Raw genomic sequence first — 25407 nt, 5'->3', positions numbered from 1 at the left:
CACTCTCCTCATCGACGTCGCGATGAAGGTACCGCGCGGAGGGGGGTGGGGTTGTCGGGGAGGGGCGGTGGGGCCGCGTCCGCGCAAGACGGTCCGGGGCAAGGTCACGCGCTACGGCCGCTACGGCGGCCGATGGCGAGGACCGAGACGAGGAACCAGACGGCGCCGAAGGCCGAGTAGCCGGCGACGGTGGACAGGCCGCTCTTCGCCGAGGCGGACATGGCCGCGAGAGAGGCGCCGGCGAGGACGGACTGGCCGCCGCTGATGATCATCGGCCACTGGGCGCCGAGGGTGCGCCGACGTCGTAGCGCGGTGACGAGTTGGAGCGCTCCGGAGAGAAGGGCCCAGATGCCGAAGACCAGGAGGGCCCTGCCCACGGTGGAGAAGACGGCGACGGTCATCCCGAGGGTGGCTGCCAGGCCGAGAGCCATGTTGAGGGTGCTGACCAGGTTCGTGGAGCCTGGGCCCGTCAGGCGGCGTTCGAGGAGCGTGGCGATGACGTCCCACAGGGGGTAGACGACGAGCAGCAGCGCCACGATCGCCGACGGGCTGTCCTTCGACCCGAGCGAGCCGGAGGTCGCGAGGAGGAGCGCCACCCAGATCAGGGAGAAGGCGATCCGGATGAGGTAGAGCGAGCGGAGCCCGGAGAGTGTGGTCGTCGGGGCCGGGGTGGTCGGGGCTGTCGTGGTCGTAGTCATGGGTGTCCCCTGGTTGATGGTGGGGGCGGTTGCCCGACGACGAGTCTCGGCGTCCTCGGTCAGGGGCACGTACTACGAACGAAGTACACGGCCGCATTGCCCGTGAACGAGAATCAGGTCATGGCCGAGGCGCAGAAAAGTCAGGCGCGGACCAGTCAGGACGGGCCCGCCGCACCCCTGTGGGTCCGCCGCCCCGAGGTGCTGCACCTCGTCGCCTATGCCGTGGCCGCGCTGGTGTTCGCCGGGCAGCTCGTGGCGGTGGCGGTGCGGGGATCGGACGGGGCTACGGCCCTGTCCGTGCTGCTCGCCGGTGGTGGTGTCGCCCTCTCGTGGTGGAAGCCGTGGGCGGGGCTGGTCGTGACGAGCGCGGCCTCCTTCGCCGTGACCGCCGTGGGCCACGATCCCCTGTCGGTGTGGATGATGGCGGTGCTGGTCCTGTTCTCGGTCACCTTCAGGGGGATGCGGCCGCTGGTCGGGACGGCCGTCGTGGCGGGGTTCTTCCTGGGGGCGTTCATGACGGTGGGGGGGTTCCGTGGCGGCGCGATCGTGGGCGTCGCCGCGCTCTTCTCGGCGATCGCGGGCGGGGCGACGGGCGGCGCGCTCCGCATCCACCGCGATCACTGGTGGATCCTGGCGGAGCGGGCCGAACGAGCCATCGCCACCCGCGAGATCGAGGCCACCCGGCGCGTGACCGAGGAACGGCTCCGTATCGCCCGGGATCTCCACGACGTCATCGGCCACCAGGTCGCGCTGCTGAGCATGCATCTCGGCGCCGCGGAGATCGGGCTGCCCGAGGGCGCGGAATCGTCCCGGGAGGCCCTCGGCTCCGCCAGGTCCAGCGCCCGTACGGTCGTCGTCGAGACGCAGCGGATCCTCGCGCTGCTACGCCTCGGGGACGACGGCTCCGAGGAGGAGGCGCTCCGGCCGACCCCGGCGCTCAGCGGCCTGGATGGACTGATCGCCTCCTTCGAGGGCCTCGGCCTCGATGTCCGGCCCTCGATCGACCTCCCCACCGGTTTCGTGGAGCCGAGTGTCGGGGTGACGGTCTACCGGGTCGTCCAGGAGGCGCTCACGAACGCCTACCGGCATGGCGAGGGGCCGGCGACGGTGGAGGTGCGCGAGCGGGACGGCATGATCTGCGTGACGGTCGAGAACCGCGTAGCCCCCGACGCCGCCTCGGGCGGCGGACTCGGCCTCGGACTCGTCGGAATGCGCGAACGCGTCGAGTCGTCCAGCGGACGGCTGACCATCGACCGTGACGGCGGCCGATTCCGGGTCCGCGCGGAGTTCAGCCCGTGGGGAGCGGCGGTCCGATGACCCGGATCCTGATCGTCGACGATCAGCACGACATCCGGGCCGGTATCCGGGCGATGCTCCGGCTCGACCCGGGTCTCGTCGTCGCGGGCGACCTCTCCGACGGCCTCCAGGTGATCCCCTTCCTCCGGGAGCACCCCGTCGACCTGGTCCTGATGGACATCCGGATGCCCGGTATCGACGGCGTCGAGGCCACCCGCCGCATCCGGAAGGAGCACCCGCCGGAGCAGACACGGGTGATCGTCCTGACCACGTTCGACCAGGACGACATCGTCCTCGCCGCCCTCCGCGCGGGCGCCAACGGTTTCCTGAGCAAGACCGTGAGCCCCGCCGAACTCGTCGCCGGAATCGCCGAAGTCATGGGCGGCGGCGGCGCGTTGTCCACCGCCGCGACGGCCGCGCTCATCGGCCACATGACGGACAACCCACCCCCGGCGATCGACCGGGACCTGCTCCACCGCTTCACCGCCCTGACCCCCAGGGAGCGCGACGTGACCGTCCTCGTCGCGAGCGGCCTCAGCAACGACGAGATCGCGGCCCGGATGTCCGTATCACCCTTCACCGTGAAGACCCACGCGGTCCGAGCGATGACAAAGGTCGGAGCCCGCGACCGGGCCCAACTGGTCTCGTTCGCTTTCCGGGCCGGGCTTTATCCCTGACACGGAAGTTCGTCGAGGTCGGGGGCGGAGTTCTCGTCGACGGGGAACCCGGTGCCCATGATCTCGTCGACACTCACGGGCAGTTCCTCCCCTTATGTCCTACGAGTGCCCCAACTCCGCCGACTCCCCGTCCAACCCCACCTGCACAGACCCCGAATCCGCCGCAGGCCGCAGCGGGAACGGGTCGACCTTCGTCTCGTCGATCACCGGGGCCGGGGGCTGGGGCGGTTTGGGCATGACGGCTGCTTCCGAGTGGCCGCCGCAGCCGTAGGAGAGGGAGACGACGTGGCCGTCGGCCGGGGAGAACTCGTTGGCGCAGACCCCGAAGGCCTGGCCGAGGGAGCCGCCGATCGCGACCAGGAAGCCGCAACTGACGCAGGGCGCCGGGGCCGCCTGGGCCATCGGGGTCTTGGGGCCGAAGCCCTCCTCCCAGCGGTCGGCGGCGACATGGAGGCCGTAGCGGGAGAGGACGCGGGCGCGGCGGATGCCGAGTTCTTCGGCCACGGCCGCGATCGAACCCCGGGTGGGGGCCATCGGGAGGGTCGCCGGGGTACCGGCCGTGAGGTCGGCGTCCTCCGCCTCGACCAGTTCCGCCATCTCCTCGGAGACGGCGGAGTTCGGCGGCGGCTCGTCCTCGCCGGTGTAGCCGGGCTCCAGACGGAGGTCCTCGGCGTCCGTGGGGAGGAGGTCGCCGGGGCCCATGTCGCCGGGGCGCAGGCGTTCGCTCCACGGGACCCACTCGGGGGCGAGGAGGGAGTCGGGGCCGGGGAGGAGGACGACCTCGTCCAGGGTGACGAGCTTGGCGCGGGACGCGCGGGCGACCGTCACCGCCCAGCGCCAGCCCCGGTAGCCGAACTCCTTGCACTCGAAGAAGTGCGTGACCACCCGGTCGCCCTCGGATTCGAAGCCCGCGTGCTCGCCGACCACGCCGGGCGCGGCAGCCTCCTCGGCTGCGGCACGGGCGAGGTCGACGGCCTCGGCGCACAGGCGGTCGGGGGTGCGGCTTCGCGTGGTCGCTGCGCTCACAGGTATCGCTTCTCTCCTACGCCGTCTCACGGGTGCGCCTGTTGTGGCGAAGGGAGCGGACGGAGCGGCTGAAAGACATGTACCAGGCCCTTGGGGGCACTGGTGGAAGGCCGCGTCGACGTCCGCGCCCGATCGCGCTCGGGCGCACCTACGCCATCCATTCTGCGGGATGGCCGAGAGGCGCGCGGCCGAGAACAATCGCCACGGCGCGCTACGCACGCTACCTTCTCCCGGCGCATGCGCCCACACCGACGGTCTCTTGGACACCGCGCGGCGGCCGACAAAGGCGTGCCGCAGGGCACGCAATCGGGCCCTGTCGGCCTCCATACGTGCGGTAACGGCACTACTCTCGCCGTTCTCGGGGCACTATGACGGAGTGGCAGCCGCGAGGTCGCCCCAAGGTGCCACCGGGGTCGGTGGAACGAAGGGGAGCATCCGAGGTGGCGGTTCGGGCCGGATGAGCGGTTCCGTCCGCGCGATGGGTCGTGCCCTGCACTTCCCCGTCACCGGTACCGCCCGCGGCATCCGCAAGGCGACCCACGCGCACGGCGCGGGCGAGTCGGGCCTCGGCCGGCTGATCGAGCTGCACGCGGTGAACGGCGCCGGCGATGTCATGATCACCGTCGCCCTCGCCTCCACGGTCTTCTTCTCCGTGCCGACCGACGAGGCGCGCGGCCGGGTGGCCCTGTATCTCGCGATCACGATGGCGCCCTTCACGGTCCTGGCGCCGGTGATCGGCCCCCTCCTCGACAAACTCCCGCACGGCCGCCGCGCCGCGATGGCCGCCGCGTTCCTCGCCCGCGCCCTGCTCGCGCTGATCATCTCCGGCGCGGTCGCCAGCGGCAGCCTGGAGCTGTATCCGGCCGCGCTGGGCGCCCTGGTCGCCTCGAAGGCGTACGGCGTCGTCAGAAGCGCCGTGGTGCCCCGGCTGCTGCCGCCCCGCATCTCCCTGGTGAAGGCGAACTCCAGAGTCACCCTCGCCGGGCTCCTCGCCACCGGCGTGGCCGCCCCGATCGCGGGCGGCCTGCACGCCGTCGGCGATCCCTGGCCGCTCTACGGCGCCTTCGTGATCTTCGTCGGGGGTACGTTCCTGTCGTTCTCCCTGGACCCCAAGGTCGACTCGGCCAAGGGCGAGGACGTCGCGCTGCTCGCGGCGGACGAGAACCATCTGCACGGCCCGCACCCCAAGGAGATCAAGCGGCCCGGGCTGCGCACGGTCGGCATCGCCGTCACCCACGCGCTCGGCGCCAACGCGGCGCTGCGCTGGCTGTCCGGCTTTCTGACCTTCTTCCTCGCGTTCCTGCTGCGCGAGCATCCGATGACCGGACAGAGCGCGGCCGTGTCGCTGGGCATAGTCGCCGTCTCGGCCGGGGTGGGCAACGCGCTCGGTACGGCGGTCGGTTCCTGGCTGCGGCAGCGGGCGCCGGAGGTCATCATCGTGACCGTGATGGCGCTGGTGCTGGGCGCGGCGATCACCGCCGCGATCTTCTTCGGCGCCGCCCTGGTGACGTGTCTCGCGGCGACGGCGGGCTTCTGCCAGGCGCTGGCCAAGCTGTCCCTGGACGCGCTGATCCAGCGGGACGTGCCCGAACTGGTCCGCACCTCGGCGTTCGCCCGCTCCGAGACGATGCTCCAGATGGCCTGGGTCCTGGGCGGCGCGATCGGCATCGTGATGCCCCTGAACGGCGCCCTCGGCTTCACCCTCGCCGCCCTGGTCATCGCCCTGGGCTGGCTGACCACCCTGCGCGGCCTGCTGGCCTCGGCACGGCACGGGGCGGCGGGGCGCCCGCGGGTTGCCTGACCGGCGGTCCCGCACACCCGGCTACGGCGACCCCGCTCTCCCCAGCCGAAGCCCGTCGCCCCGCTGGCCAACCGCCCCAGAACCAGCAGACGCCGCCCCACCACAGAACCCACCGACCCCCGCTCGTGGCCCGACCGGCGGCCCACCCCACCCCGGACCCCGCGAACCCCGCGAACCCCGCGACTGGCCTAACCCGCCGCCCCCACCCCGGCACGCCGTACCCCACGTGGGGGGAGTACTGGACGGGCCCGATAGCCTTCGCCCCATGACCATGCAATCCGCTGTGCGACGCCGCCGCGCCGTCGCCGCCGCCGGCGCCGTTTCCGCCGGACTGCTCGTCCTGTCGGCGTGCGACAAGCCGACGCCGATCGCGACGATCACCGTCGGGAGGAACTCGGTCCACACGGAGGCCACCTGCTACAACGACGGTGACGCGGTGAAGACCGCCGACCTGGCGAAGTGCCTCAAGGCCTCCACGTCGATCTCGGTCGACCCGGACGACACCGTGCGCTTCGGTGTCGACCCGAAGATCGCCGACAACGGCTGGACGATCCTGATGAACGGTCAGCCGCTGACCGACGCCAGCAAGAAGACCTACCGCACGATCCCCGGCAGCGTGTTCTTCAACACCCAGTACGGCGCGACCGGCAACTCGACCGTCGTCTCCATCAAGGAGGGCGACAAGACGGTCAAGGGCCTGTGGTCCTTCAAGTTCAAGAAGGACTCCTGACCACGTCCTCGATACGGATTCTCGTCGCCACCGCCGTCCCGGCCGAACGGGACGCGGTGGCACGGGCGTCGACCCACCTCACCGTCGATGTGATCGCCGCCGGGGTCGGCCCGGCCGCTGCCGCCGCCGCCACCGCGACGGCCCTCGCCACCACCCCGTACGACCTCGTCGTCTCCGCCGGTATCGGCGGCGGCTTCCAGCCCGGGGCACCCGTCGGCTCCCTCGTGATCGCCGACGAGATCACCGCGGCCGACCTGGGCGCCGAGACACCGGACGGCTTCCTGCCGGTCACCGACCTCGGCTTCGGAACCGTCACCCACCGTCCGCCGACGACACTCGTACGAGACCTCGCGACCGCGACCGGCGCCCGCGCCGGAACCGTACTCACCGTCTCCACGGTGACCGGAACGGCCGCCCGCGCCGCGGAACTCCGCGCCCGTCACCCCCGGGCCCTCGCCGAGGCGATGGAAGGCTTCGGAGTCGCCGAGGCGGCCGTCGCACACGGCATCCCCGTCCTGGAACTGCGCGCGGTCTCCAACCCCGTCGGCCCGCGCGACCGCGCCGCCTGGCGCATCGGCGACGCGCTCGCGGCCCTGACCGAGGGATTCGGGAAGTGCGCGCCCGTACTGGAGAGTTGGAAACAGGCATGACCACATCGACATCGCCTCAGGCCCTGCGGATCGCGTTCTCCCCCTGCCCGAACGACACCTTCGTCTTCGACGCCCTCGCCCACGGCCGCGTCCCCGGCGCGCCCGCGCTCGACGTGACCTTCGCGGACATCGACATCACCAACGGCATGGCCGAGCGCGGTGAGTTGGACGTACTGAAGGTGTCGTACGCCGTGCTGCCGTACGTCCTCGACGAGTACGCGCTGCTGCCCTGCGGGGGCGCGCTGGGCCGGGGCTGCGGCCCGCTCGTCCTCACCCGGGACGCGGGCAACGACCTGACCGGCCGTACGGTCGCGGTGCCGAGCGAGCGGTCGACCGCGTATCTCCTCTTCCGGCTCTGGGCGGCGGACACGGTCCCGGGAGGGGTCGGCGAGATCGTGGTCATGCCGTTCCACGAGATCATGCCGGCCGTGCGGGACGGGAAGGTCGACGCGGGGCTCGTCATCCACGAGGCGCGCTTCACGTACCAGAACTACGGCCTGCACAAGCTCGCGGACATGGGCGAGCACTGGGAGGCCACCACCGGCCTGCCGATCCCCCTGGGCGCCATCATCGCCAAGCGTTCACTGGGCCCGGCCACGCTGACCCTGCTCGCCGACTCCGTCCGCGCCTCGGTCCGCGCCGCCTGGGAGAACCCCGAGACCTCCCGCCCGTACGTCATGGAACACGCCCAGGAAATGGACCCGTCCGTCGCCGACCAACACATCGGCCTGTACGTCAACGAGTTCACCGCGGACCTCGGCGAAGCCGGCTACGCGGCAATCCGAGGCCTACTGACCCGAGCAGCGGCCGAGGGCCTGGTACCCGCCCTGGGCCCGGAGGCGCTGTCCTTCCCCTGAAGCCGCCGACCCACCAAATCACCGCCCGCCAGGCAGAATCCGGCACAGCCCCCACACACAGCGCGCGCAGCGGCACGAGGACAGCAGCGACCAACCGCGTCCCGCGCGGCAGAAAAAGGCGCCGCCACGATCCGGGACTTACCGGCCCGCGCAGCAACCGAAGGCCTGGTACCCGCCCTCGGCCCGAGGCCCCTGTCCGCCCCCTGAACAGACCCGGCAGCCCACACATCGGCACAAGAACGGCCGAGAGGCTGGTGTCGCCCCTCGGCCGGACTAGCACGAATTCCCCCGGATACCCCAGATCCCTGGATCTCCCAGATCGCCAGGATCCGTTGGATATCTACACGTCCAACTGGTCCGCCACCGCCCGCAACAGCCCCGCGATCTTCCCGCCGGAGGCCTTGTCCGGGTAGCGGCCCTTCTCCAGCATCGGGGTGATGTTTTCCAGGAGAGTCGTCAAATCCTGGACGATCGAGGCCAGTTCGTCCGGCTTCTTGCGCTGGGCCGCCGCGACCGACGGGGTCGGGTCGAGCAGGGTCACCGAAAGGGCCTGGTCGCCGCGCTGACCCGCGACGACGCCGAACTCCACGCGCTGTCCGGGCTTCAGGACGTCAACTCCGGCCGGCAGTACCGAGGAATGGACGAAGACGTCGCCGCCGTCGTCGCGGGAGAGAAAGCCGAAGCCCTTCTCGCTGTTGAACCACTTGACCTTGCCGGTAGGCACGTCTGTCCTCGTCCTCGTACTCGTCGGAAAAATGCTCGGAAAACGCTGGGGAACTGCCGGTACCAAGGCTAATGGTCTTCAGGCCGGTGACAAGACGTCGCCGGGCTGTTCCTTCGCGCAGGGAACTACCCTGGTCCGGTGCGTGACAAAACCCAAACGAATTCCGCCGCGGCCGGTGACCGACTGATCCGTGCCGGTGCCATCGTCTTCTTCGTCGGCGCGGTGGCCACACTCGTCACCGTGGTACCGCTGCTGCTCCACACGACGCCTTTTCCGACGTACATGTACCTCTTGAGCATGCTCATGGGCGTCGGATTCCTGCTCGCCGCCGCCGGTGTGCTCCAGTCGGTCGCCGCCGGCCGCCGTCAGGCGCGCGCCGGAAGGTAGTCGCGAAGGTAGTCCGAAAGCCATCGCGGAAACTCGGTGAGACCGCCGAGCACGACATCCGCACCGGCCGTCCGCAACTCCTCCGCGTCGCACGGCCCGGTCGCCACCGCGACCGACAGGGCACCGGCGGCCCGGGCGCCCCGCACATCCCCGATGTGGTCGCCGACGTAGACGCCCGCGCCCTCCTCGCGCAGCGCCTCCGCCTTCTGTTCGGCCCACAGGTCGCCGATCACCGCGTCGGCGTCGATGCCGAGATGCGCGAGATGCAGCTTGGCGTTGGGCTCGTACTTGGCGGTGACCACGACCGCCCGCCCACCGGCCGCCCGCACCGCCGCGACCGCCTCGGCGGCGCCGGGCATCGCGAGGCTCGCGGCGACGGCGATCGACGGGTACATCTCGCGGTACAGGTCGGCCACCGCGGGCACCTCCTCCGCCGGGAACCAGTGGATCAACTCCTCGGCCAGCGGCGGCCCGAGCCGGGTGACGACCAGATCGGCGTCGATGTACGTCCCGGTCCGCTCGGCCAGCGCCCGCATGGAGGCGTGGATCCCGGGGCGGGAGTCGACGAGGGTCATGTCGAGGTCGAAGCCGACGGTCGGGCCGGGCGCGGGGGCGGGGTGCGAGGTCATATGGGCCATTGTGCCCAGTGGCGCAACAGTGCCTACGACAATCCCACCGGGCGCCCCCACTCCCTACCGCCGCCGCTGCGACCGCCACACCAGGTACAGCGCCGACGCCACCGCCGCACCCCGCACCACCCACGGCCAGGTCTCGGAGATCGCGTCGTTCATGTGGCCCTGGGCGATGGGGGTGCCCCAGCGGCCGGTGTTGCGGCCCCACAGCCAGACGATCCCGGCCGCGACGGCCGCCGCCGGGAGGCCGATCACCGCCGCCTTCGTCTCCGCGTCGGTCAGCCGCCGCGAGGCGTACGCGATGAGCCAGCCGAGCAGCAGCGCGAACCAGTTCCCGAGGACGGCCCCGACGACGAGCAGCGCGGCGGCGATCAGCAGGAGCGGGTTGGACCAGCGCCCCGCCGGGAGCCGGGGGACGACCCGGCGCCGGCGGGCGGGGGCCTCCGGTGCTTCGGGTACGACCACCGGCGCCTGCTCGACCACCGGCTCCGGTGCCTTCGGGGGCTCCTTCGGCGGCGGGGGCTTGAGCAGTTCCGGGATCTCGATCCCGCCGGTGAAGCCGGGCACGCTGTCGCCCAGCGCGAAGCCGTTGCCCTCCCCCCGCCGCCAGTCGGGCTGCATGACACTGGCGCCGAGCTCGGACGCGCTCGCGAGGTGCGGCGGGGAGGGCGAGGCGTCGGGTGCGGGTTCCGGCTGGGTCGGGCGCGGGCGCGGGACGACCCGGCGCAGGCCCTTCGGCCGTAGATCGTCCTCGTGGTCCCGTTGTACGGGGACGGAGGCCGTCGGTGTCCGGGGGACGCCGGCGCCGGTGCCGGCCGCGGCGACGACCTCGTCCGGGCTGCCGAGGCCCTTGAGGATGCGCTGGACGGCGGCGGGAGTGTCGGCGGTGGCTCCGGCACGCCGTCTGTCGATCTCGTTGCGCAGCTCGGACACGAGCCGCATCCGCGTGACCGAAGGCAACTGCCGCTGCTGCGCGACGTCACCGACGCGGCTCAGATACTCGTAGACGACCTGGTCGCTCTCGATACCCACGAAGTCCCCTCAGGGGCGGGTGCGTTGGATACCCCTCGGTGAGAGACGTTACCGCCAGTGGGCTGGGTGCCGGGAACCTCCCGACGTGCGCGCTCCCCCCGCCGTCACACCCACCCGCTACCGTGGGTCGGATGAGCACCCCGGCCACGCCGCCCCGTTCGCTCGCGGAGGCACTCCGAACCAGGGACGACGCGTCCCTGGCCGCGCTGCTGCGCGGCCGCCCCGACCTGATCACGCCCGTGCCCACCGACCTCACCCAGCTCGCGACCCGGGCCGGTACCCGCGCGTCGGTCGTCCGGGCGCTGGAGCGGCTGGACCGTTTCACGCTGCAGACGGCGGAGGCCCTGGCGGTGGCGGCGGACCCGGCGCCGTACGACGAGCTGCTCGGGCTGATGGCCGGTGACGCGCGCGACCCGGCCGTGGTGAACGCGCTGCCGCGCGCCGTCGCGGCGCTGCGCGAGCAGGCGCTGGTGTGGGGTGCGGACGACCGGCTGCGCCTGGTGCGCACGGCGCGTGAGCTGCTGGCGCCGTCGCCGCAGCATCCGTCGCCGACCGGCCTCGGTCCTACGGTCGCGGAGGCCACGGCGGGCATGTCGCCGGGCCGGATCCAGGAGATCGTGACGACCGCGGGCCTGTCCTCCACCCACGACCCGGTCTCCGCGGTGGCCTCGCTGACCAAGCTGTTCACGACCCGGCGGCGGATGAAGGCGCTGCTCGCCGGCGCCCCGGCGGAGTCCCTGGACGTGCTGACCCGGCTGGTCTGGGGGCCGCCGTACGGCCAGGTGACCGCCGACCCCGCGGCCCATCTGCGCTGGCTCATCGACCGGGGGCTGCTGCTGCCGACGGCGCCCGGCACGGTCGTACTCCCGCGTGAGGTGGCCCTGCATCTGCGGGCCGGGCGGGCGCACCGCGAGACGGAGCCGGTGGCGCCGCCGGTCGAGGCGAGGGCGACGCACCGTCCACAGGTTGTGGACGAGGCGGCGGCCGGGCAGGCGTATACGGCGCTCGCGACGGTCGAGGAGCTGCTGAAGGACTGGGACGAGGGCGGGCCCGCGGTGCTGCGCGCCGGCGGGCTCAGCGTCCGCGACCTGAAGCGCACCGCCGTCGCGTTGGACGTGGCGGAGCCGGTCGCCGCGTTCTGGGTCGAACTCGCTTACGCGGCGGGCCTGTTGGCCTCCGACGGCGAGGCCGACGAGCGGTACGCGGCGACCCCGGCCTACGACGAGTGGCTGGAGCAGCCCCCCGCGCAGCGCTGGGCGCGGCTCGCGGAGACCTGGCTCACGGCGACCCGGACGTCGGGGCTGGTGGGCGGGCGGGACGCGAAGGAGAGAACGTTGTCGGCGCTGGGCCCCGGCCTGGACCGCTCGGCCGCGCCCGAGGTACGGCACCGGGTGCTGGGCCTGCTCGCCGCGCTGCCCGAGGGCACCTCGCCGTCGGCCGAGTCGGTGCTGGCGCGGCTGCGGTGGGAGCGGCCGTTGCGCGGACCGGGAGGCGCGCAGCGAAGCACACCGGAGGGCACGCAGGGGGACGACGACCTGCGCAGTCGCCTGGCCCGGTGGACGCTGAACGAGGCGGAGATGCTGGGCGTGACGGGCCGCGGGGCCCTGTCGGGGCAGGGTCGGGCGTTGCTCGGCACCCGGGGTGCGCCCACCGCCCCCGCCGCCGATCCCGCGACTCCCTCCTCCGGCCCCGGCGACAAACTCCCCGTCCACCACCACCGCCCGACCGCTCCCCCGGAGCCCCTCTCCCCCGCCGAACAAGCCGTGGCGAGCGCCGCCGCCGCCCGGTTGCTGGCGCCTCTGCTGCCCGAGCCACTGGACCACGTCCTGCTCCAGGCGGACCTGACTGCGGTGGCGCCCGGCCCGCTGAACCGGCCGTTGGCGGAGATGCTGGACGTACTGGCGGACGTGGAGTCGAAGGGCGGTGCGACGGTCTACCGCTTCACACCGGGCTCGGTACGCCGCGCGTTGGACGCGGGCCGCTCGGCCTCCGACCTGCACGACTTCCTCACCGCGCACTCCCGTACACCGGTCCCGCAGCCCCTCGCCTACCTGATCGACGACGTGGCCCGTCGGCACGGCCATCTGCGGATCGGCGCGGCCTCGGCCTACGTGCGCTGCGACGACGACGCGGTGCTCAGCGAGATCCTCGCGGACAAGCGGTCGGCGGGCCTGCGGCTGCGCCGCCTCGCACCGACCGTGCTGGCGGCCCAGGCCGACCCGGCGGCGCTCCTCGACGGCCTGCGCGCGATGGGCTTCGCCCCGGCCGCCGAGTCCGCGGACGGCGATGTCGTCATCACCCGGGCCCACTCCCACCGCACCCAGCCCCGCACGGCCCCCGAACCGGTACCGGACGGGCCGCCAACCCCCGACACAACCCTCCTCTCGGCGGCGATCCGCGCGATCCGGGCGGGCGACCGCGCCTCCACCACCCCCCTGAAGTCCTCGTCCACCCCGCCCGGTGAACTCCCCCGCACCACCCCCGCGGAGACCCTCGCCACCATGCAGGCCGCCGTCCTCACCGGCGAAACCCTCTGGATCGGCTACGTCAACGCGGAGGGCTCCGCCAGCCAGCGCGTCATCGCCCCCATCCGCGTGGAGGGCGGCTTCGTGACGGCGTACGACCACACGGCGGACGAGGTGCGGACGTATCCGCTGCATCGGGTTACGGGGGTGGCGGAGTTGGCGGAGGGCGGGGAGGGCTGAGCGGCGTTCCCCGGTTCGCGTCGGCTCTCAGCAGTCCCGCACCGGGGCGTTCGCCGGGAGGTCGAAGTGGGCGCGGGCCGCGGACCGCAAGGGGGCGGCGTCCAGGGAGTCGGCGGTGGACGGTTCCGCGGCGCGGCTGAAGTGGGCGTTCAGCCAGCCCCCGTAGCCCTCGCCGTCCGGGGGTTCCTCGCGGGAGGTGACGTGGTACGTGCCGTCGGTGTCCCGTTTCAGGCGGACGACCTGCGGGATCGCGGCGCCGGAGCACTCCACCAGGGCGCCCGCGCGGGTGCCGTACTGCACGCACAGGGTGTTCACGCCCGCGCGGACGAGGCCGTCGTGCTCGTCGAGGTCAAGGGCCTCGGCCCGGCAGAACCAGCGCGCGCCCCGGTACGGGTACCCCGTGCCCGCCGAGTCCGCCACCAACCGGGCCTCGATCACCGGCCGCACCTCGCCCCACAGCCGCGCGTCCACGTCCGTCGCCGGCCACGCCACCCACGACCCCGTCGCCACCAGCACCCCCGTGGCTCCCAGGCCGGTCGCCCACCTGCGTACCGACATCAACCCCACGCTCCTCCCCGAACCACGCGTGCGCGCGGCTCCCGCCGGTGAAGACAGTCGTCGAGGGCCCGGGGTTGCACAGGGAGCGCGTCGGGTGTGAGCCGCGCCCCACCGTGAACAGGGGGCGGTAAGGCACACTGGACGTTTGGCCCGTGCCGAAGGGACGTACGTACGTGAACGGTCCGCTGATCGTCCAGTCCGACAAGACCCTGCTCCTTGAGGTCGATCACGAGCGCGCCGACGACTGCCGTCGCGCCATCGCGCCGTTCGCCGAGTTGGAGCGGGCGCCCGAGCACATCCACACGTACCGGGTGACACCGCTGGGGCTGTGGAACGCGCGAGCCGCCGGGCATGACGCCGAGCAGGTCGTGGACGCGCTGGTGGAGTACAGCCGGTATCCCGTGCCGCACGCGCTGCTGGTGGACATCGCCGAGACCATGGACCGGTACGGCCGGCTGACGCTCAGCAAGCACCCCGCACACGGACTCGTCCTCACCACCACCGACCGGCCCGTCCTGGAGGAGATCCTGCGGTCGAAGCGGATCGCCCCGCTCGTCGGCAGCCGGCTCGACCCCGACACCGTGGCCGTGCACCCCTCCGAGCGCGGGCAGATCAAGCAGGTGCTGCTGAAGCTGGGCTGGCCGGCCGAGGACCTCGCCGGGTACGTCGACGGCGAGGCGCACCCGATCGAGCTGGACGAGAACGGCTGGGCGCTGCGGCCGTACCAGAAGCAGGCCGTGGAGAACTTCTGGCACGGCGGGAGCGGTGTCGTCGTACTGCCCTGTGGGGCGGGCAAGACCCTGGTCGGCGCCGGGGCCATGGCGCAGGCCAAGTCGACCACGCTCATCCTCGTCACCAACACCGTCTCCGCCCGCCAGTGGAAGCACGAGCTGATCAAGCGGACCTCCCTGACCGAGGAGGAGATCGGCGAGTACAGCGGGACCCGGAAGGAGATCCGGCCCGTCACCATCGCCACGTACCAGGTGCTGACCACGAGGCGGAAGGGCGTCTACCCGCACCTGGAACTCTTCGACTCCCGCGACTGGGGGCTCATCCTCTATGACGAGGTGCACCTGCTGCCCGCGCCCGTCTTCAAGTTCACCGCCGACCTCCAGGCACGGCGGCGGCTGGGGCTCACGGCCACCCTCGTGCGCGAGGACGGGCGGGAGTCGGACGTGTTCTCGCTCATCGGGCCGAAGCGGTTCGACGCGCCCTGGAAGGAGATCGAGGCGCAGGGCTACATCGCGCCCGCCGACTGCGTCGAGGTGCGCGTCAATCTCACGGACTCCGAGCGGCTCGCGTACGCCACCGCCGAGACCGAGGAGAAGTACCGCTTCTGTGCGACCACCGCCACGAAGCGCAAGGTCACCGAGGCGATCGTCCGGCGCTTCGCCGGTCAGCAGATCCTCGTCATCGGGCAGTACATCGACCAACTCGACGAACTGGGCGAGCACTTGAACGCGCCCGTGATCAAGGGCGAGACGTCCAACGCTCAGCGGGAGAAACTCTTCGGCGCCTTCCGCGAGGGCGAGATCAGCGTCCTCGTGGTGTCCAAGGTCGCCAACTTCTCCATCGACCTGCCGGAGGCCACGGTCGCCATTCAGGTGTCGGGTACGTTCGGTTCGCGTCAGGAGGAGGCCCAGCGTCTTGGGCGGGTGCTCCGCCCGAAGGCCGACGGCCACCAGGCCCACTTCTACTCGGTGGTCGCCCGGGACACCATCGACCAGGACTTCGCGGCCCACCGCCAGCGGTTCCTCGCCGAACAGGGGTACGCGTACCGGATCATGGACGCGGACGAACTCCTCGCGGAGAGCTGAGCAGGACGCGGAGGGTCACTTACGGAGGACGCCCGCTTCCTCTCCGTACTCACCGAGGACGACCACGCTGAACGCGGCGCCCGCGAACACTTTTATGGCGCGCAGGGCGTTGCCGAGGCGGTGGGGGTGGCTGCCGCCGGTGGCCGGTGTGGCGCCGGCGGGGCGGACGGGGGCGGGGTGGATGGTTGCTGCGCTCATGACTCCATGGTGCGTCTTGGGACATAAGGGCGGCATCGGTCCAGAGGCCCAACCTGCGGCCCGTCCGCGTACGCCTCCGGGCTGACCCGGTCCACCCAGAGGTAGAGGGAGCTTCCCCTAGGGGTTGCCTTCTTCTCGGCTGAGGACGACGTGGCGGTGGCCGCCCTCGTAGACGAACGCCCCGCGCGGGGCGGGGCGTTCGCGGGCAGGGCGCCGATGGTCGTGCGTTGTCAGCAGACGGGCAGCGGATCCGTCTCGCTGTAGATGGCGGTGTCCTTCATCCAGCCCCAGTTCCCGTTGTCGGCCTCGGTCCACTCCCACCGGTAAGGGTGCGGGCCGCCGACGTAACCGCCGGTGTCCGAGCGGCAGACGAACCAGGACGGGTTGGAGTACATGTACCCGACGACGGTGGTGGAGCCGCTGGCGTAGACGGGGGCGCCGGACACGTTGTTGCACCACCAGTGGGAGGCGCTGTACCAGCAGCCGGCCGCGAGGGCGTCGGCGGAGGCGGTGGTGGGCCCACTGGTCGTGGGAGGAGTACCGGTGGGGGCGACGGCCCGGCCGCCCTCCACGGAGGACGGCGCGGCGGACGCGGTGCCGGCACCGGACAGGGCGAGTGCGGCGACGGCGGTACAGGCCGCGGCTGCGGCTGCCATCTTGCGGATCAGCATGAGTCTCCCCGATTCATGTGCGGTCGGTGGTCACGGACCTGGTCCGGGCTTGGGGGTCGCGGGGCGGGTGATGCCCCCCGTGACCGTCCCAGCCCTTCGCCGCTCCAGGTTGGGACAGCCGACCGCGCCGACGCCACACGGTGAAGCCCTGCCTTAAACGGAATCCGTCCAGTGGTTGTGGACCGGTGCGCGGAACGCGCCGTTCAGGAGAGCGAGCCCCGCAGGGGTGGTCGTGTGCAGCATGTACTTGCCGCGGCGCATGCTCAGCAGCAGTCCGACCCGGCGCAGGACGGCGGTGTGCTGGCTCACGGCAGATCCCGAGATGCCGAACCGTTCCGCGAGTTCACCGGTGGTGCGGCCGGTCACGACGTCCTCCAGGATGGCGGCGCGGGTACGGCCCATCAGGTCGCCCAGGCTCGCACCGGCGCAGGCGGCGTCGGGCCCCTGGGCCCAGCCGAGGACGTGCTGGATCGGGTAGACGAGGACCGGTGTCCGGCCGGTCGAGGGCGCGGCGAGCATGACCGGTCTTCGCACGCAGTAGAAGGACGGCTGCAGCAACAGCCCCCGCTCGTCGAGCCGCAGTTCGCGATCGACCGGGTAGTCGACCTCCAGCACGGGCGGTCGCCATCGCATGACCGGCTCAAAACTCGCCAGCAGTCCCTCGGCGCCACCGGTGAGCACCGCCCTGGCACGCAGCGCGCCGTCGGCGGTCACCTGTGCGCAGATGTGCGGCCAGAACTCATCGAGCGCCCGCTGGTAGTAACCGTGCAGGGCGGTGTCCAGGTCGTGCAGCGCTTCGGGCTCCCCGCCCGCCAGGGCCCGCAGACCGGCCGCCGACGGCGGCGGCTTCGGCCTGGCGGGCGACGCGACGAGCCTGGTCAAGTCGCCTCGCAGGGTGGTCTTCGGGGTGCGGAGCACGGTGTCGACGGCGCTTTCCAGGTCCGGGTAGCCGCCCAGGTCCGGCGTGAGGAAGTCGGGGGAGTAGCCGCGGGGCGGCAGAAGCGCGGTGAGCAGCGCAGCGCTGTCCCGGATCAGGCGCGGCCGGACCCGGCTGCGCCACGGGCCGAACACCAGGGGTCTGTCGCCGCTGATCAGGATCTGGAAACTGTTGGCGATCTCCCACAGAGGATCGGGGGTGGCCGCGACACGTAATCGCGCGATGTCCTCAGCAGTGAAGTGCACCCGCAACATAGCGGCCTCCGGACGAGGTAGTCACCGTGTGGGTATGCCACCGACAATGACCAGCGTGGACTGCGCGGGCAAGGCGGCATTCGGCCGCGTGTCGCGGGAGGAGGCCGTGAGCCAGGCCGTAGAACCAAGCCCTGAGCCAGGCCGTAAAACCATTCGCCCCCTCTCCTCCCCCTGACCTAGAATCTCCGCTCTTGCCCGCCTCCCCGCAGGGAGTGCCGCCGCCCGGACGGAAACCGGACGGCACCCACCCAGCAGCCGCACCAGCAGGCCCCCCGGAGGCACCCCCTTGTCCACGCCCGCCACCGACCCCCTCGCCCGCGAGCGCTCCCATCTCGCCTCCTCCCGTTCCGCGCTCCGCGCCATGCGTGAGGACGTCGAGTCCCTCGACATCAAGGACGTCACCGCGAACTGGGTCAACGCAGAGGTCCTCGCCCGCCAGATCGACGACCGCATCAAGGCGTTGGCCGACCTCAGCGACACCCCGCTCTTCTTCGGCCGCCTCGACTACCTGCACGCACCGGGCGCCGAGCAGGCGGAGGGCGCGGAGGGGGAGCAGTTCTACATCGGGCGCCGGCATGTGCACGACGGCGACGGCGACCCGATGGTCATCGACTGGCGTGCGCCGGTCTCGCAGCCGTTCTACCGGGCGTCCAAGAAGGACCCGTTGGACATCTCGCTGCGCCGCCGCTTCGGGTACACGGGCGGCGACCTCACGGCGTACGAGGACGAGCACCTGATGGACCCGGCCGAGGCGGCCGCCACCAGCAAGCTGCTGCAACAGGAGATCGAGCGGCCCCGCGTCGGCCCGATGCGCGACATCGTCGCCACCATCCAGCCCGAGCAGGACGAGATCGTCCGCAGCGGGCTGGGCGGGACGGTGTGCGTGCAGGGCGGGCCGGGGACCGGGAAGACGGCCGTCGGCCTGCACCGGGTGGCGTATCTGCTCTACGCGCACCGCGAGCGGCTCGCGCGCACCGGCACCCTCGTCATCGGTCCGAACAGGTCCTTCCTCCACTACATCGAGCAAGTCCTGCCCGCGCTCGGCGAGTTGACGGTCCGCCAGGGCACGGTGGACGACCTGGTCGCGCATGTCGAGGTGCGGGGCGCGGACGAGGCACCGGCCGCCGTCATCAAGGGCGACGCACGGATGGCCAAGGTCCTTCGGCGGGCCCTCTACTCGCACGTGAGCATGCCGACCGAGCCGGTGATGGTGGTGCGCGGGTCGCGCCGCTGGCGGGTCCCGGCGTACGAACTGGAAGCCATCGTGCGGGAGTTGCTCGACCGCTACATCCGCTACGGTGCCGCCCGCGAGGCGCTCCCGCAGCGCGTCGCGCATGCCGTGCTGGTGCAGATGGAGCGGTCCGGGGAGGCGCCGGACGACCGGGTGCAGGACGCCGTCGCGCGCAACGCGGCGGTGAAGGCGGCCGTCAAGGCGGTCTGGCCGCCGGTCGAACCGGCGAAGCTCGTGCTGCGGCTGCTCACGGACGCGGACTTCCTCGCCGCCCACGCGGACGGGATCCTCGACGAGGACGAGCAGAAGACGATCCTCTGGTCGAAGCCGGTGCGGAGCGTGAAGGCCGCCAAGTGGTCCGCCGCGGACGCAGTGTTGATCGACGAGGCGACGGATCTCGTCCAGCGGACGCACTCGCTGGGCCATGTGGTGCTCGACGAGGCGCAGGACTTGTCCCCCATGCAGTACCGCGCGGTCGGCCGCCGCTGCACCACCGGTTCGGCGACCGTCCTCGGCGACCTGGCGCAGGGCACCACGCCCTGGGCGACGCGGAGTTGGGACGAGGCGCTGGCCCATCTCGGCAAGTCGGAGGGCGTGATCGAGGAGCTGACGGCCGGTTTCCGCGTACCGACGGACGTCATCACGTACGCCTCCCGGCTGCTCCCCCACATCGCCCCCGGCCTCACCCCCGTCGCCTCGGTCCGTGAGAACCCCGGCTTCTTCGACCTCCGCCCGGTCACCGGCACCGCCGAAGTGGTCGCCGCCTGCGAGGAGTTGCTGCGCAACGAGGGCTCGACGGGCCTGATCGCCGCGGACGCCCGCATCCCGGCCCTCGCGGAGGCCCTCACAGCAGCGGGCATCGGCTACCTCGCCCCCGGCGAGGAGACGACCGCGGACACCCGTCTGACCCTGGTCCCGGCCTCCCTCGCGAAGGGCCTGGAGTACGACTACGTGGTCCTCGACGAACCCCGGGCCGTGGTCGACGGCGAACCGGACGAGCGCACGGGGCTGCGCCGCCTGTACGTGTCCCTGACCCGCGCGGTGTCAGGCCTGATCGTCACCCACACGGCACCCCTCCCCGCTCAACTCACCTGATCCGGCACCGACTTCAGGAGCGCGTCCAGCAGGCCGGGGAACCTCGCGTCCAGGTCGTCCCGCCGTAGCTGCACATAGCGGTTGCGGCCGACGACCCGGGTCGCGGTGAGCCCGGCCTCGCGCAGGATCTTCATGTGGTGCGAGACGGTCGACTTGTGCAGATGGGCAATGCCCAGCGCGTCGGGCGAACAAGTGAACCGCTCCCCCGAGGCGTACATCTTCAGCAGCCAGAGCCGCACCGGGTCACCGAGCGCCTGCAACACCCTGACCAGCTCGATGTCGTCGACGTCGGGCTGCGCCAGCCACTCGCCCTCTGTCTCGTCCACGGGCACACCTCCTCCAGACCGTTTGACAATCATCCAACAGTCCCTATTGTTTGACCAACGTCAAACCATTCCGCGGCTCCGTGTCGGGCGCATCCGCGCGGCCCCGCGCCGGACGCACCTGGGGGACTCGTGCGCCTACGCCTGCTCCTGCTCGCCCTCGGCACCTTCGCCGTCGGAACCGACGGCATGGTGACGGCCGGCATCCTGCCGCTCGTCGCCCGCGATCTGGACGTCTCCATCTCGGTCGCCGGACAGATGGTCACCGTCTTCGCCTTGTCCTACGGCGTCCTCGCACCCATCCTGGCCACGGTCACCGCCCGCTGGCCGCGCCGCCGCGCCCTGCTCACGGCGCTCGCGGTGTTCAGCGCCGCCAACGCCCTCACCGCGCTGGCCCCGTCGTACGACGCCCTGCTCGCCACCCGTGTGCTGGCCGCCGTAGGAGCCGCTCTCTACACCCCCACCGCGAACGCCGTGGCGACGACCCTGGTGCCGGCGGAGCGGCGCGGGCGGGCGATCGCGGTGGTGATGGGCGGGCTGACCGTGGCGACCGCGCTCGGGGTGCCGCTGGGCACCTGGATCGGCCGTACGGACTGGCGGCTCACCATGTGGCTGGTGACCGGGCTCGGGGTCGCCGCGTGGACCGGGCTGGCTCTGCTGCTGCCCGAACTGCCGCAGCCGGCGGCCTCGTTGAGCCTGCGCGCGCGGTTCGCCCCGCTGGCAGACCGGCGGGTGCTGGGCGCGGCGAGCACCACCTTCCTGGTCTTCCTGGCCTTCCAGACGACGTTCATCTACTACACGGTGGCCACCCGTCACGCGACCCACGGCTCCCAGGACCGGCTGACCCTGCTGCTCCTGGCGTCCGGCTGCGCGGCGGTCGTGGGCTCGTCACTGGGCGGGCGGCTGATCGACAGGTGGGGACCCCGGGCGGTGATCCTCTCCGCGAGCACGGCCTACGTGGCGCTGGCGGTCGCCTCTCCGTGGCTGCTGCGCACCATGCCGACCGCGCTCGTCGCCTCCGCCCTCACCCCGGTGTTCGGCTGGTCCCTCATGGTCGCCCAGATCACCCGCGTCACCTCCCTCGACCCCGCCAACGCACCCGTACTGATCTCCCTCAACAGCAGCGCCCTCTACCTCGGCATGGCCGCGGCCGGCGGCACCGGCAGCCTGGCGATCACCCTGCTCGGCGACCGCTGGTTCCCGCTGGCGGGGGCGGGTCTCGCGCTGCTGGCGACGGGGGTTGCCGCTGTGACGACCCGGGCGGTACGACAGCCACGGCCCGTCACCGAGACCCCGGAGCCGGTGCGCGCGTGAGGAGCGTGCACGGCGGAGGGGGTGGCCCCGACGTTCACGGACTCCCGCGATCAGGTGTTCACGGCGCGCGGGTCGAGCGCGGGGAGGCGCTCATGGTGGCGGACTGGCGGCTACGGCCGGTCGAGCGGGCGAACACCCGCACCGCGACACAGGAGTTCAGGGCCGAGGCCTCCGGCACGAACGGGTATACCAGTCCGGCCGCGACCAGAGGGTCGCCGAGTCATGAGCACGCTCGACCGACACCGCGCCGACGAGCAGGACCGCTTGGCGAGCGCGGGCCGGGACGGCCGCATCCGTCTGTGAGACCCGCACACCCACCCCACGGCAGGCCCCTGACCGGCCACACAGACACCGTCCACGCCCTGGCCTTCACCCCGGACGACCGGCCGCAAGGCCACTTGCCGACACCCTGACCCCGGCGCTCCGGCGCACGTACATCCCGCAACTGCCCTACGACCCCCCGCACACCGGCCGCCCGCCCCTCACCCGTCAACAGCCGCCCGCCACCGCTCCACAGCAGACACCGACACCGGCTCGGACCACCCGCCAGGCCGGGCCGCGCCGCCGATGTGGAAGGCGTCCACTCCGGCGGCGCGGAGGGTCGGTACGTGGTCGAGGCGGAGGCCGCCGCCGACCAGGACTTGTTGCTCGTAGCCCGGTTCGCCGTGCCGTGCCGTCTCGCGGAGGAGGGTGGGCAGGCCGTCGTCCACGCCGGTGGCCGAGCCGGCGGTGAGGTAGGTGTCCAGGCCCGGCAGGTCCGCGAGGTGTTTGCGGAGGGCGTCGCGGTCGGCGGCGCGGTCGATCGCGCGGTGGAAGGTCCAGGCACAGCCGTCCAGTTCGGCGACGACCCGCTCCACGGCGTCCAGGTCGACCCCGCCGTCGGGGTCGAGGAACCCGAGCACGAACTGATCGGCGCCGGCGGTCCGCAGCTCCCCCGCGACCCGCACCAGCCGGTCCACGTCCCCCGCCGCGAACCCGTCCGCGAGCCGCACCATCACGCGTAGATCGATGTCCACGGCGGCCCGGATCGCGGCGAACCCCTCGACCGACGGTGTGAGTCCGTCCGCCGCGATGTCGGTGACCACTTCAAGGCGGTCCGCCCCTCCGGCCTGGGCGGCGACCGCGTCCTCGGCACCGAGAGCGATCACCTCCAGGACTGCACGCGTACTCATAGGACCCCTTCCGTGGTGTTCCCTGGAGCGGCTACAGGTCTAGTCCAATCTCAGGGTACGCGGGAGGGGTGCGGGTCGCGAGATCGGCCCCGTCACGCCACCAGACCGCCGAAGATGTTCAGCTCCCCCACCTCCGCCCCCGCCAGCTCGTACCCCGCCCCTTCCCGCACCGGCCGCCCCGAGTACAGCCGTACGAGGGTGGCCGCGTCGCCGATGTACCGCGCGGGCGGCCGATCCCCCGACACGTCGCCCAGCCGCAGCGGGTCGTCCAGGTCGTCGACGTCGGCGTGGAGCGGGAGGTGGCCCTTCTCGCGGGTGATGCGGGCGAGCAGGGTCAGGGCGTCCGGCAGGCCTTCGCCGCCGTACGCCCCGGGCTCGCCGAGCACGTCCCGTACGTCCCCGGCGTGCACCCACTCGCCCAGCGCGACCGCGTCCAGCACCCCGCCCGCGCGGGCGATCGCCGGGCCGGCCTCGGTCATCCCGCGCTCCAGCTCGTCGACGACCTGCGCGTTCGTCCAGTCGGCCCGCTCGGCGATGTCCCGGTCGTTGGACTCCGGCGAGAACACCCCCTTCTCGAACCGTCGCTCCACCACCCGCGTCAGCACGGCCGAACAGTGCGCGAGCACATCCCGCACGGTCCAGCCCGGACACCCGGCGGTGGCCAGCGCGAAGTCGTCGTCGGAGCGGGAGCGGAGGAGCGGGATGAACGCGTCGCGTTCGAGGGTGAGGAGGCGGCCGGGCAGCTCGGGGTCGCGTACGTCGTGTGCGGTGTCGGCGTAAGTCATGGGTTCCACGCTAGGTGCGGGGACGCTGGAGGAAAATAAGGGCATGGCCGATCTTGACGCTCTTCGCGCCCGCTGGACCCGCGCCCTCGAAGGGGCCCGCGCGCCCGGCGGCGGACCCGACCCGGCGCCGTACGCCGAGAATCTCCTGGTCCGCTGGCAGGAACCGCAGCGGCACTACCACACGCTCACCCACCTCACCGCGGTCCTCGACCACGTCGACGTGCTGGAGAAGCACGCGGCCGACCCGGACGTCGTACGGCTCGCGGCCTGGTTCCACGACGCGGTCTACCTCCCCGACCGCTCGGAGAACGAGGAGCGGTCGGCCCGCCTTGCCGAGCGCGCCCTCGCCGAGGCGGGCGTGCCGGACGCGAAGACCGCCGAGGTCGCGCGTCTCGTCCGGCTCACCGTCACCCACGCCCCCGCCGACGACGACCGCGACGGCCAGGTCCTGTGCGACGCCGACCTCGCGATCCTGGCCGCGCCGCCGTCGGCGTATGCCGCGTACACGGCCGCGGTACGCGAGGAGTACGCGTTCGTCCCCAACGAAGCGTTCAGAGAAGGGCGTTCGGCGATCCTGCGTCAACTCCTCGATCTGCCACGGCTGTTCAGGACGCCGTACGGGGCGGCGGAGTGGGAGGCGACGGCCCGGTACAACCTGCGCGGCGAGCTGGAAATGCTGTCGCCCTGAGCCGTAGCGACCGCTTAGCCTGCCCGCATGCGAGACATCGGCGCGGAACAGGTGGAGGCAGCCGTCGCGGAGGCCGTGGCACTGCTGCGGACGGCGACCGGCCTGGACTGGGAGAAGGCCACGGCGGGCCGGCTGGAGTGGAGCTGCCGCCACACCGCCGAGCACATCGCCGATGATCTCATGTCGTACGCGGGCCAGTTGGCCGGTCGCCCGCAGCACGCCTACGTCCCCTTCGGCATCACCTTCGACGAGGGCACGGACAACTCCGGTGTCCTGGACGTGGTCGAGACGACCGGCGCCCTGCTCGTCGCCGCGATCCGCACCACACCCCGCGAGGTGCGCGCCTTCCACCCGTACCCGTTCCGCGGCGCGAACCGCGAGGGCTTCGCCGCGATGGGCGCCGCCGAGGTGCTCCTGCACACACACGACATCGCCGAGGGCCTGGGGCTCGCGTACGAACCGGCCCCGGAACTCAGCGAGTTCGTCCTCACCCGGATCTTCCCGCACGTCCGCCCCGGCCCCGACCACTGGCGCACCCTGCTGTGGGCGACCGGTCGCGGCGACCTCCCCGGCCGCGCCCCCGTCACCGACTGGCGCTGGCACAACAACCTGGTGCACCGCACCGACCGGCTCACCCTCGAAGGCATCACCCCCGCCTCCGCCACCGACCTCGCCGCCGGTGGCGACGGCGGCTTCGACTGGGTGGTGGGCGGCCCCTACCAGGGCACCCGGGACGCGGCCACGATGACCCTCAAGGCATACCAAGCGGGCGTGCACCGACCGGAGTTCGGCGTCTTCGCCCTGGTCCGGCAGGACGGCCTCGCGGTCGGCGGCATGGGTTTCCACGGCACCCCGGACGACGAGGGCCGGGTGGAGGTCGGCTACGACCTCGTCGAGGGCGTCCGAGGCCGGGGCTACGCCACGGAGGCCCTGCGCGCCCTCTCGGACTGGGCACTGGCCCGGGACGACGTCCACACCGTCTTCGCCACGATCGACCGGAACAACCTCGCCTCCCAGGCGGTCGTCACCCGCGTGGGCTTCCGGAAGGTGAGCGAGGGCCGCGGCGACGGCGAGGAGTTCGTCTACGAACTGGGCGGCTGAGCCCGGATCGGCCGACCGAACCTGCGCATCGCCGACCCCAAAGTCCCC

The 25407-nt window shown here is 72.3% G+C and carries 25 protein-coding genes; 13 read left to right on the top strand and 12 right to left on the bottom strand.

Annotated elements, in window-relative coordinates; translation table 11 throughout:
• Nucleotides 1-104: 104 nt before the first annotated feature.
• The gene (locus ABZT04_RS00700) at nt 105-698 is read right to left on the bottom strand and encodes a DUF308 domain-containing protein (RefSeq protein ID WP_356051279.1); all 594 of its coding nucleotides are present in this window, start codon (nt 696-698) and stop codon (nt 105-107) included.
• 120 nt (nt 699-818) lie between these two features.
• Between ABZT04_RS00700 and ABZT04_RS00695 the strand changes: the two genes are divergently transcribed.
• Complete coding sequence (locus tag ABZT04_RS00695) at nt 819-2015, top strand: histidine kinase (RefSeq protein ID WP_356051277.1); 1197 nt, start codon at nt 819-821, stop codon at nt 2013-2015.
• Entirely contained in the window at nt 2012-2671 is a 660-nt protein-coding gene (locus ABZT04_RS00690) for a response regulator transcription factor (RefSeq protein ID WP_356051275.1), read from the top strand. Before ABZT04_RS00695 ends, ABZT04_RS00690 begins: the two co-directional genes overlap by 4 nt.
• A 99-nt stretch (nt 2672-2770) precedes the next feature.
• On the opposite strand, the gene ABZT04_RS00685 is transcribed toward ABZT04_RS00690, so the two are convergent.
• Nucleotides 2771-3697 carry a DUF3027 domain-containing protein gene (locus tag ABZT04_RS00685; RefSeq protein ID WP_356051273.1) on the bottom strand — a complete coding sequence of 309 codons (927 nt, stop codon included), beginning with the start codon at nt 3695-3697 and terminating at the stop codon, nt 2771-2773.
• A 376-nt stretch (nt 3698-4073) separates the two neighbouring features.
• Here ABZT04_RS00685 and ABZT04_RS00680 point away from each other — a divergent pair, with 376 nt between their 5' ends.
• The 4 genes from ABZT04_RS00680 to ABZT04_RS00665 all read left to right on the top strand — a co-directional run bounded on the left by ABZT04_RS00680 (nt 4074) and on the right by ABZT04_RS00665 (nt 7735).
• A complete protein-coding gene (locus ABZT04_RS00680) occupies nt 4074-5498 on the top strand; it encodes an MFS transporter (protein ID WP_356051271.1) in 1425 nt (474 codons plus the stop codon).
• Nucleotides 5499-5763: 265 nt separating this feature from the next.
• Nucleotides 5764-6228 (top strand): DUF2771 domain-containing protein, encoded by a 465-nt coding sequence (locus ABZT04_RS00675; protein ID WP_356051269.1) that lies wholly within the window; start codon nt 5764-5766, stop codon nt 6226-6228.
• Nucleotides 6198-6878 carry a futalosine hydrolase gene (locus tag ABZT04_RS00670; protein ID WP_356051267.1) on the top strand — a complete coding sequence of 227 codons (681 nt, stop codon included), beginning with the start codon at nt 6198-6200 and terminating at the stop codon, nt 6876-6878. Before ABZT04_RS00675 ends, ABZT04_RS00670 begins: the two co-directional genes overlap by 31 nt.
• Entirely contained in the window at nt 6875-7735 is an 861-nt protein-coding gene (locus ABZT04_RS00665) for a 1,4-dihydroxy-6-naphthoate synthase (protein WP_356051265.1), read from the top strand. The genes ABZT04_RS00670 and ABZT04_RS00665 overlap by 4 nt, the downstream gene beginning before the upstream one ends.
• 340 nt (nt 7736-8075) lie before the next feature.
• Here the strand turns inward: ABZT04_RS00665 and ABZT04_RS00660 are convergent, their stop codons facing one another.
• Complete coding sequence (locus tag ABZT04_RS00660; RefSeq protein WP_355905913.1) at nt 8076-8459, bottom strand: cold-shock protein; 384 nt, start codon at nt 8457-8459, stop codon at nt 8076-8078.
• Nucleotides 8460-8597: 138 nt separating this feature from the next.
• Here ABZT04_RS00660 and ABZT04_RS00655 point away from each other — a divergent pair, with 138 nt between their 5' ends.
• Nucleotides 8598-8846 (top strand): hypothetical protein, encoded by a 249-nt coding sequence (locus ABZT04_RS00655; protein ID WP_355905916.1) that lies wholly within the window; start codon nt 8598-8600, stop codon nt 8844-8846.
• Here ABZT04_RS00655 and ABZT04_RS00650 read toward each other — a convergent pair.
• Nucleotides 8825-9475, bottom strand: a complete 651-nt coding sequence (locus ABZT04_RS00650; protein ID WP_356051263.1) for a haloacid dehalogenase-like hydrolase — start codon at nt 9473-9475, stop codon at nt 8825-8827. The two genes, ABZT04_RS00655 and ABZT04_RS00650, sit on opposite strands and share 22 nt — an antisense overlap.
• A 63-nt stretch (nt 9476-9538) precedes the next feature.
• Nucleotides 9539-10510: a hypothetical protein gene (locus ABZT04_RS00645; RefSeq protein ID WP_356051261.1), complete on the bottom strand. Its 972-nt coding sequence runs from the start codon at nt 10508-10510 to the stop codon at nt 9539-9541.
• Between the two features lie 131 nt (nt 10511-10641).
• Here ABZT04_RS00645 and ABZT04_RS00640 point away from each other — a divergent pair, with 131 nt between their 5' ends.
• On the top strand, nt 10642-13215 hold the full coding sequence (locus ABZT04_RS00640) for a helicase C-terminal domain-containing protein (protein ID WP_356051259.1): 2574 nt from the start codon (nt 10642-10644) through the stop codon (nt 13213-13215).
• Nucleotides 13216-13242: 27 nt separating this feature from the next.
• Here ABZT04_RS00640 and ABZT04_RS00635 read toward each other — a convergent pair whose 3' ends face one another.
• Entirely contained in the window at nt 13243-13773 is a 531-nt protein-coding gene (locus ABZT04_RS00635) for a hypothetical protein (protein ID WP_356051257.1), read from the bottom strand.
• A 173-nt stretch (nt 13774-13946) separates the two neighbouring features.
• On the opposite strand from ABZT04_RS00635, the gene ABZT04_RS00630 reads away from it, so the two are divergent.
• Nucleotides 13947-15590, top strand: coding sequence for a DNA repair helicase XPB (locus ABZT04_RS00630; RefSeq protein ID WP_356052106.1), 1644 nt, complete (start codon nt 13947-13949; stop codon nt 15588-15590).
• Nucleotides 15591-15605: 15 nt separating this feature from the next.
• Here the strand turns inward: ABZT04_RS00630 and ABZT04_RS00625 are convergent, their stop codons facing one another.
• The 3 genes from ABZT04_RS00625 to ABZT04_RS00615 all read right to left on the bottom strand — a co-directional run bounded on the left by ABZT04_RS00625 (nt 15606) and on the right by ABZT04_RS00615 (nt 17650).
• The gene (locus tag ABZT04_RS00625) at nt 15606-15788 is read right to left on the bottom strand and encodes a hypothetical protein (protein WP_355905930.1); all 183 of its coding nucleotides are present in this window, start codon (nt 15786-15788) and stop codon (nt 15606-15608) included.
• Between the two features lie 230 nt (nt 15789-16018).
• Entirely contained in the window at nt 16019-16459 is a 441-nt protein-coding gene (locus ABZT04_RS00620; RefSeq protein WP_356051255.1) for a hypothetical protein, read from the bottom strand.
• A gap of 153 nt (nt 16460-16612) precedes the next feature.
• On the bottom strand, nt 16613-17650 hold the full coding sequence (locus tag ABZT04_RS00615) for a helix-turn-helix domain-containing protein (RefSeq protein ID WP_356051253.1): 1038 nt from the start codon (nt 17648-17650) through the stop codon (nt 16613-16615).
• Nucleotides 17651-18011: 361 nt separating this feature from the next.
• Between ABZT04_RS00615 and ABZT04_RS00610 the strand changes: the two genes are divergently transcribed.
• Entirely contained in the window at nt 18012-19976 is a 1965-nt protein-coding gene (locus tag ABZT04_RS00610) for a UvrD-helicase domain-containing protein (protein WP_356052104.1), read from the top strand.
• On the opposite strand, the gene ABZT04_RS00605 is transcribed toward ABZT04_RS00610, so the two are convergent.
• The gene (locus tag ABZT04_RS00605; RefSeq protein WP_356051251.1) at nt 19964-20302 is read right to left on the bottom strand and encodes a metalloregulator ArsR/SmtB family transcription factor; all 339 of its coding nucleotides are present in this window, start codon (nt 20300-20302) and stop codon (nt 19964-19966) included. The genes ABZT04_RS00610 and ABZT04_RS00605 overlap by 13 nt on opposite strands.
• Nucleotides 20303-20431: 129 nt before the next feature.
• On the opposite strand from ABZT04_RS00605, the gene ABZT04_RS00600 reads away from it, so the two are divergent.
• Nucleotides 20432-21613, top strand: a complete 1182-nt coding sequence (locus tag ABZT04_RS00600) for an MFS transporter (RefSeq protein ID WP_356051249.1) — start codon at nt 20432-20434, stop codon at nt 21611-21613.
• A gap of 482 nt (nt 21614-22095) precedes the next feature.
• Here ABZT04_RS00600 and ABZT04_RS00595 read toward each other — a convergent pair whose 3' ends face one another.
• Together ABZT04_RS00595 and ABZT04_RS00590 are read right to left on the bottom strand one after the other, a co-directional pair.
• Nucleotides 22096-22785 (bottom strand): copper homeostasis protein CutC, encoded by a 690-nt coding sequence (locus ABZT04_RS00595; protein ID WP_356051247.1) that lies wholly within the window; start codon nt 22783-22785, stop codon nt 22096-22098.
• Between the two features lie 92 nt (nt 22786-22877).
• Nucleotides 22878-23570, bottom strand: a complete 693-nt coding sequence (locus ABZT04_RS00590) for a maleylpyruvate isomerase family mycothiol-dependent enzyme (protein WP_356051245.1) — start codon at nt 23568-23570, stop codon at nt 22878-22880.
• A gap of 43 nt (nt 23571-23613) precedes the next feature.
• Here ABZT04_RS00590 and ABZT04_RS00585 point away from each other — a divergent pair, with 43 nt between their 5' ends.
• Nucleotides 23614-24258, top strand: a complete 645-nt coding sequence (locus ABZT04_RS00585) for a hypothetical protein (protein WP_356051243.1) — start codon at nt 23614-23616, stop codon at nt 24256-24258.
• A gap of 27 nt (nt 24259-24285) precedes the next feature.
• Nucleotides 24286-25359, top strand: a complete 1074-nt coding sequence (locus tag ABZT04_RS00580) for a GNAT family N-acetyltransferase (protein WP_356051241.1) — start codon at nt 24286-24288, stop codon at nt 25357-25359.
• Nucleotides 25360-25407 lie beyond the last annotated feature (48 nt).

Origin of the sequence: Streptomyces sp. NPDC005492 (genome assembly GCF_040605995.1) — a bacterium.
GTDB lineage: Bacteria > Actinomycetota > Actinomycetes > Streptomycetales > Streptomycetaceae > Streptomyces.
Note: the sequence above shows the minus strand (reverse complement) of the source record. Positions and strands in the feature narration are given on the sequence as shown.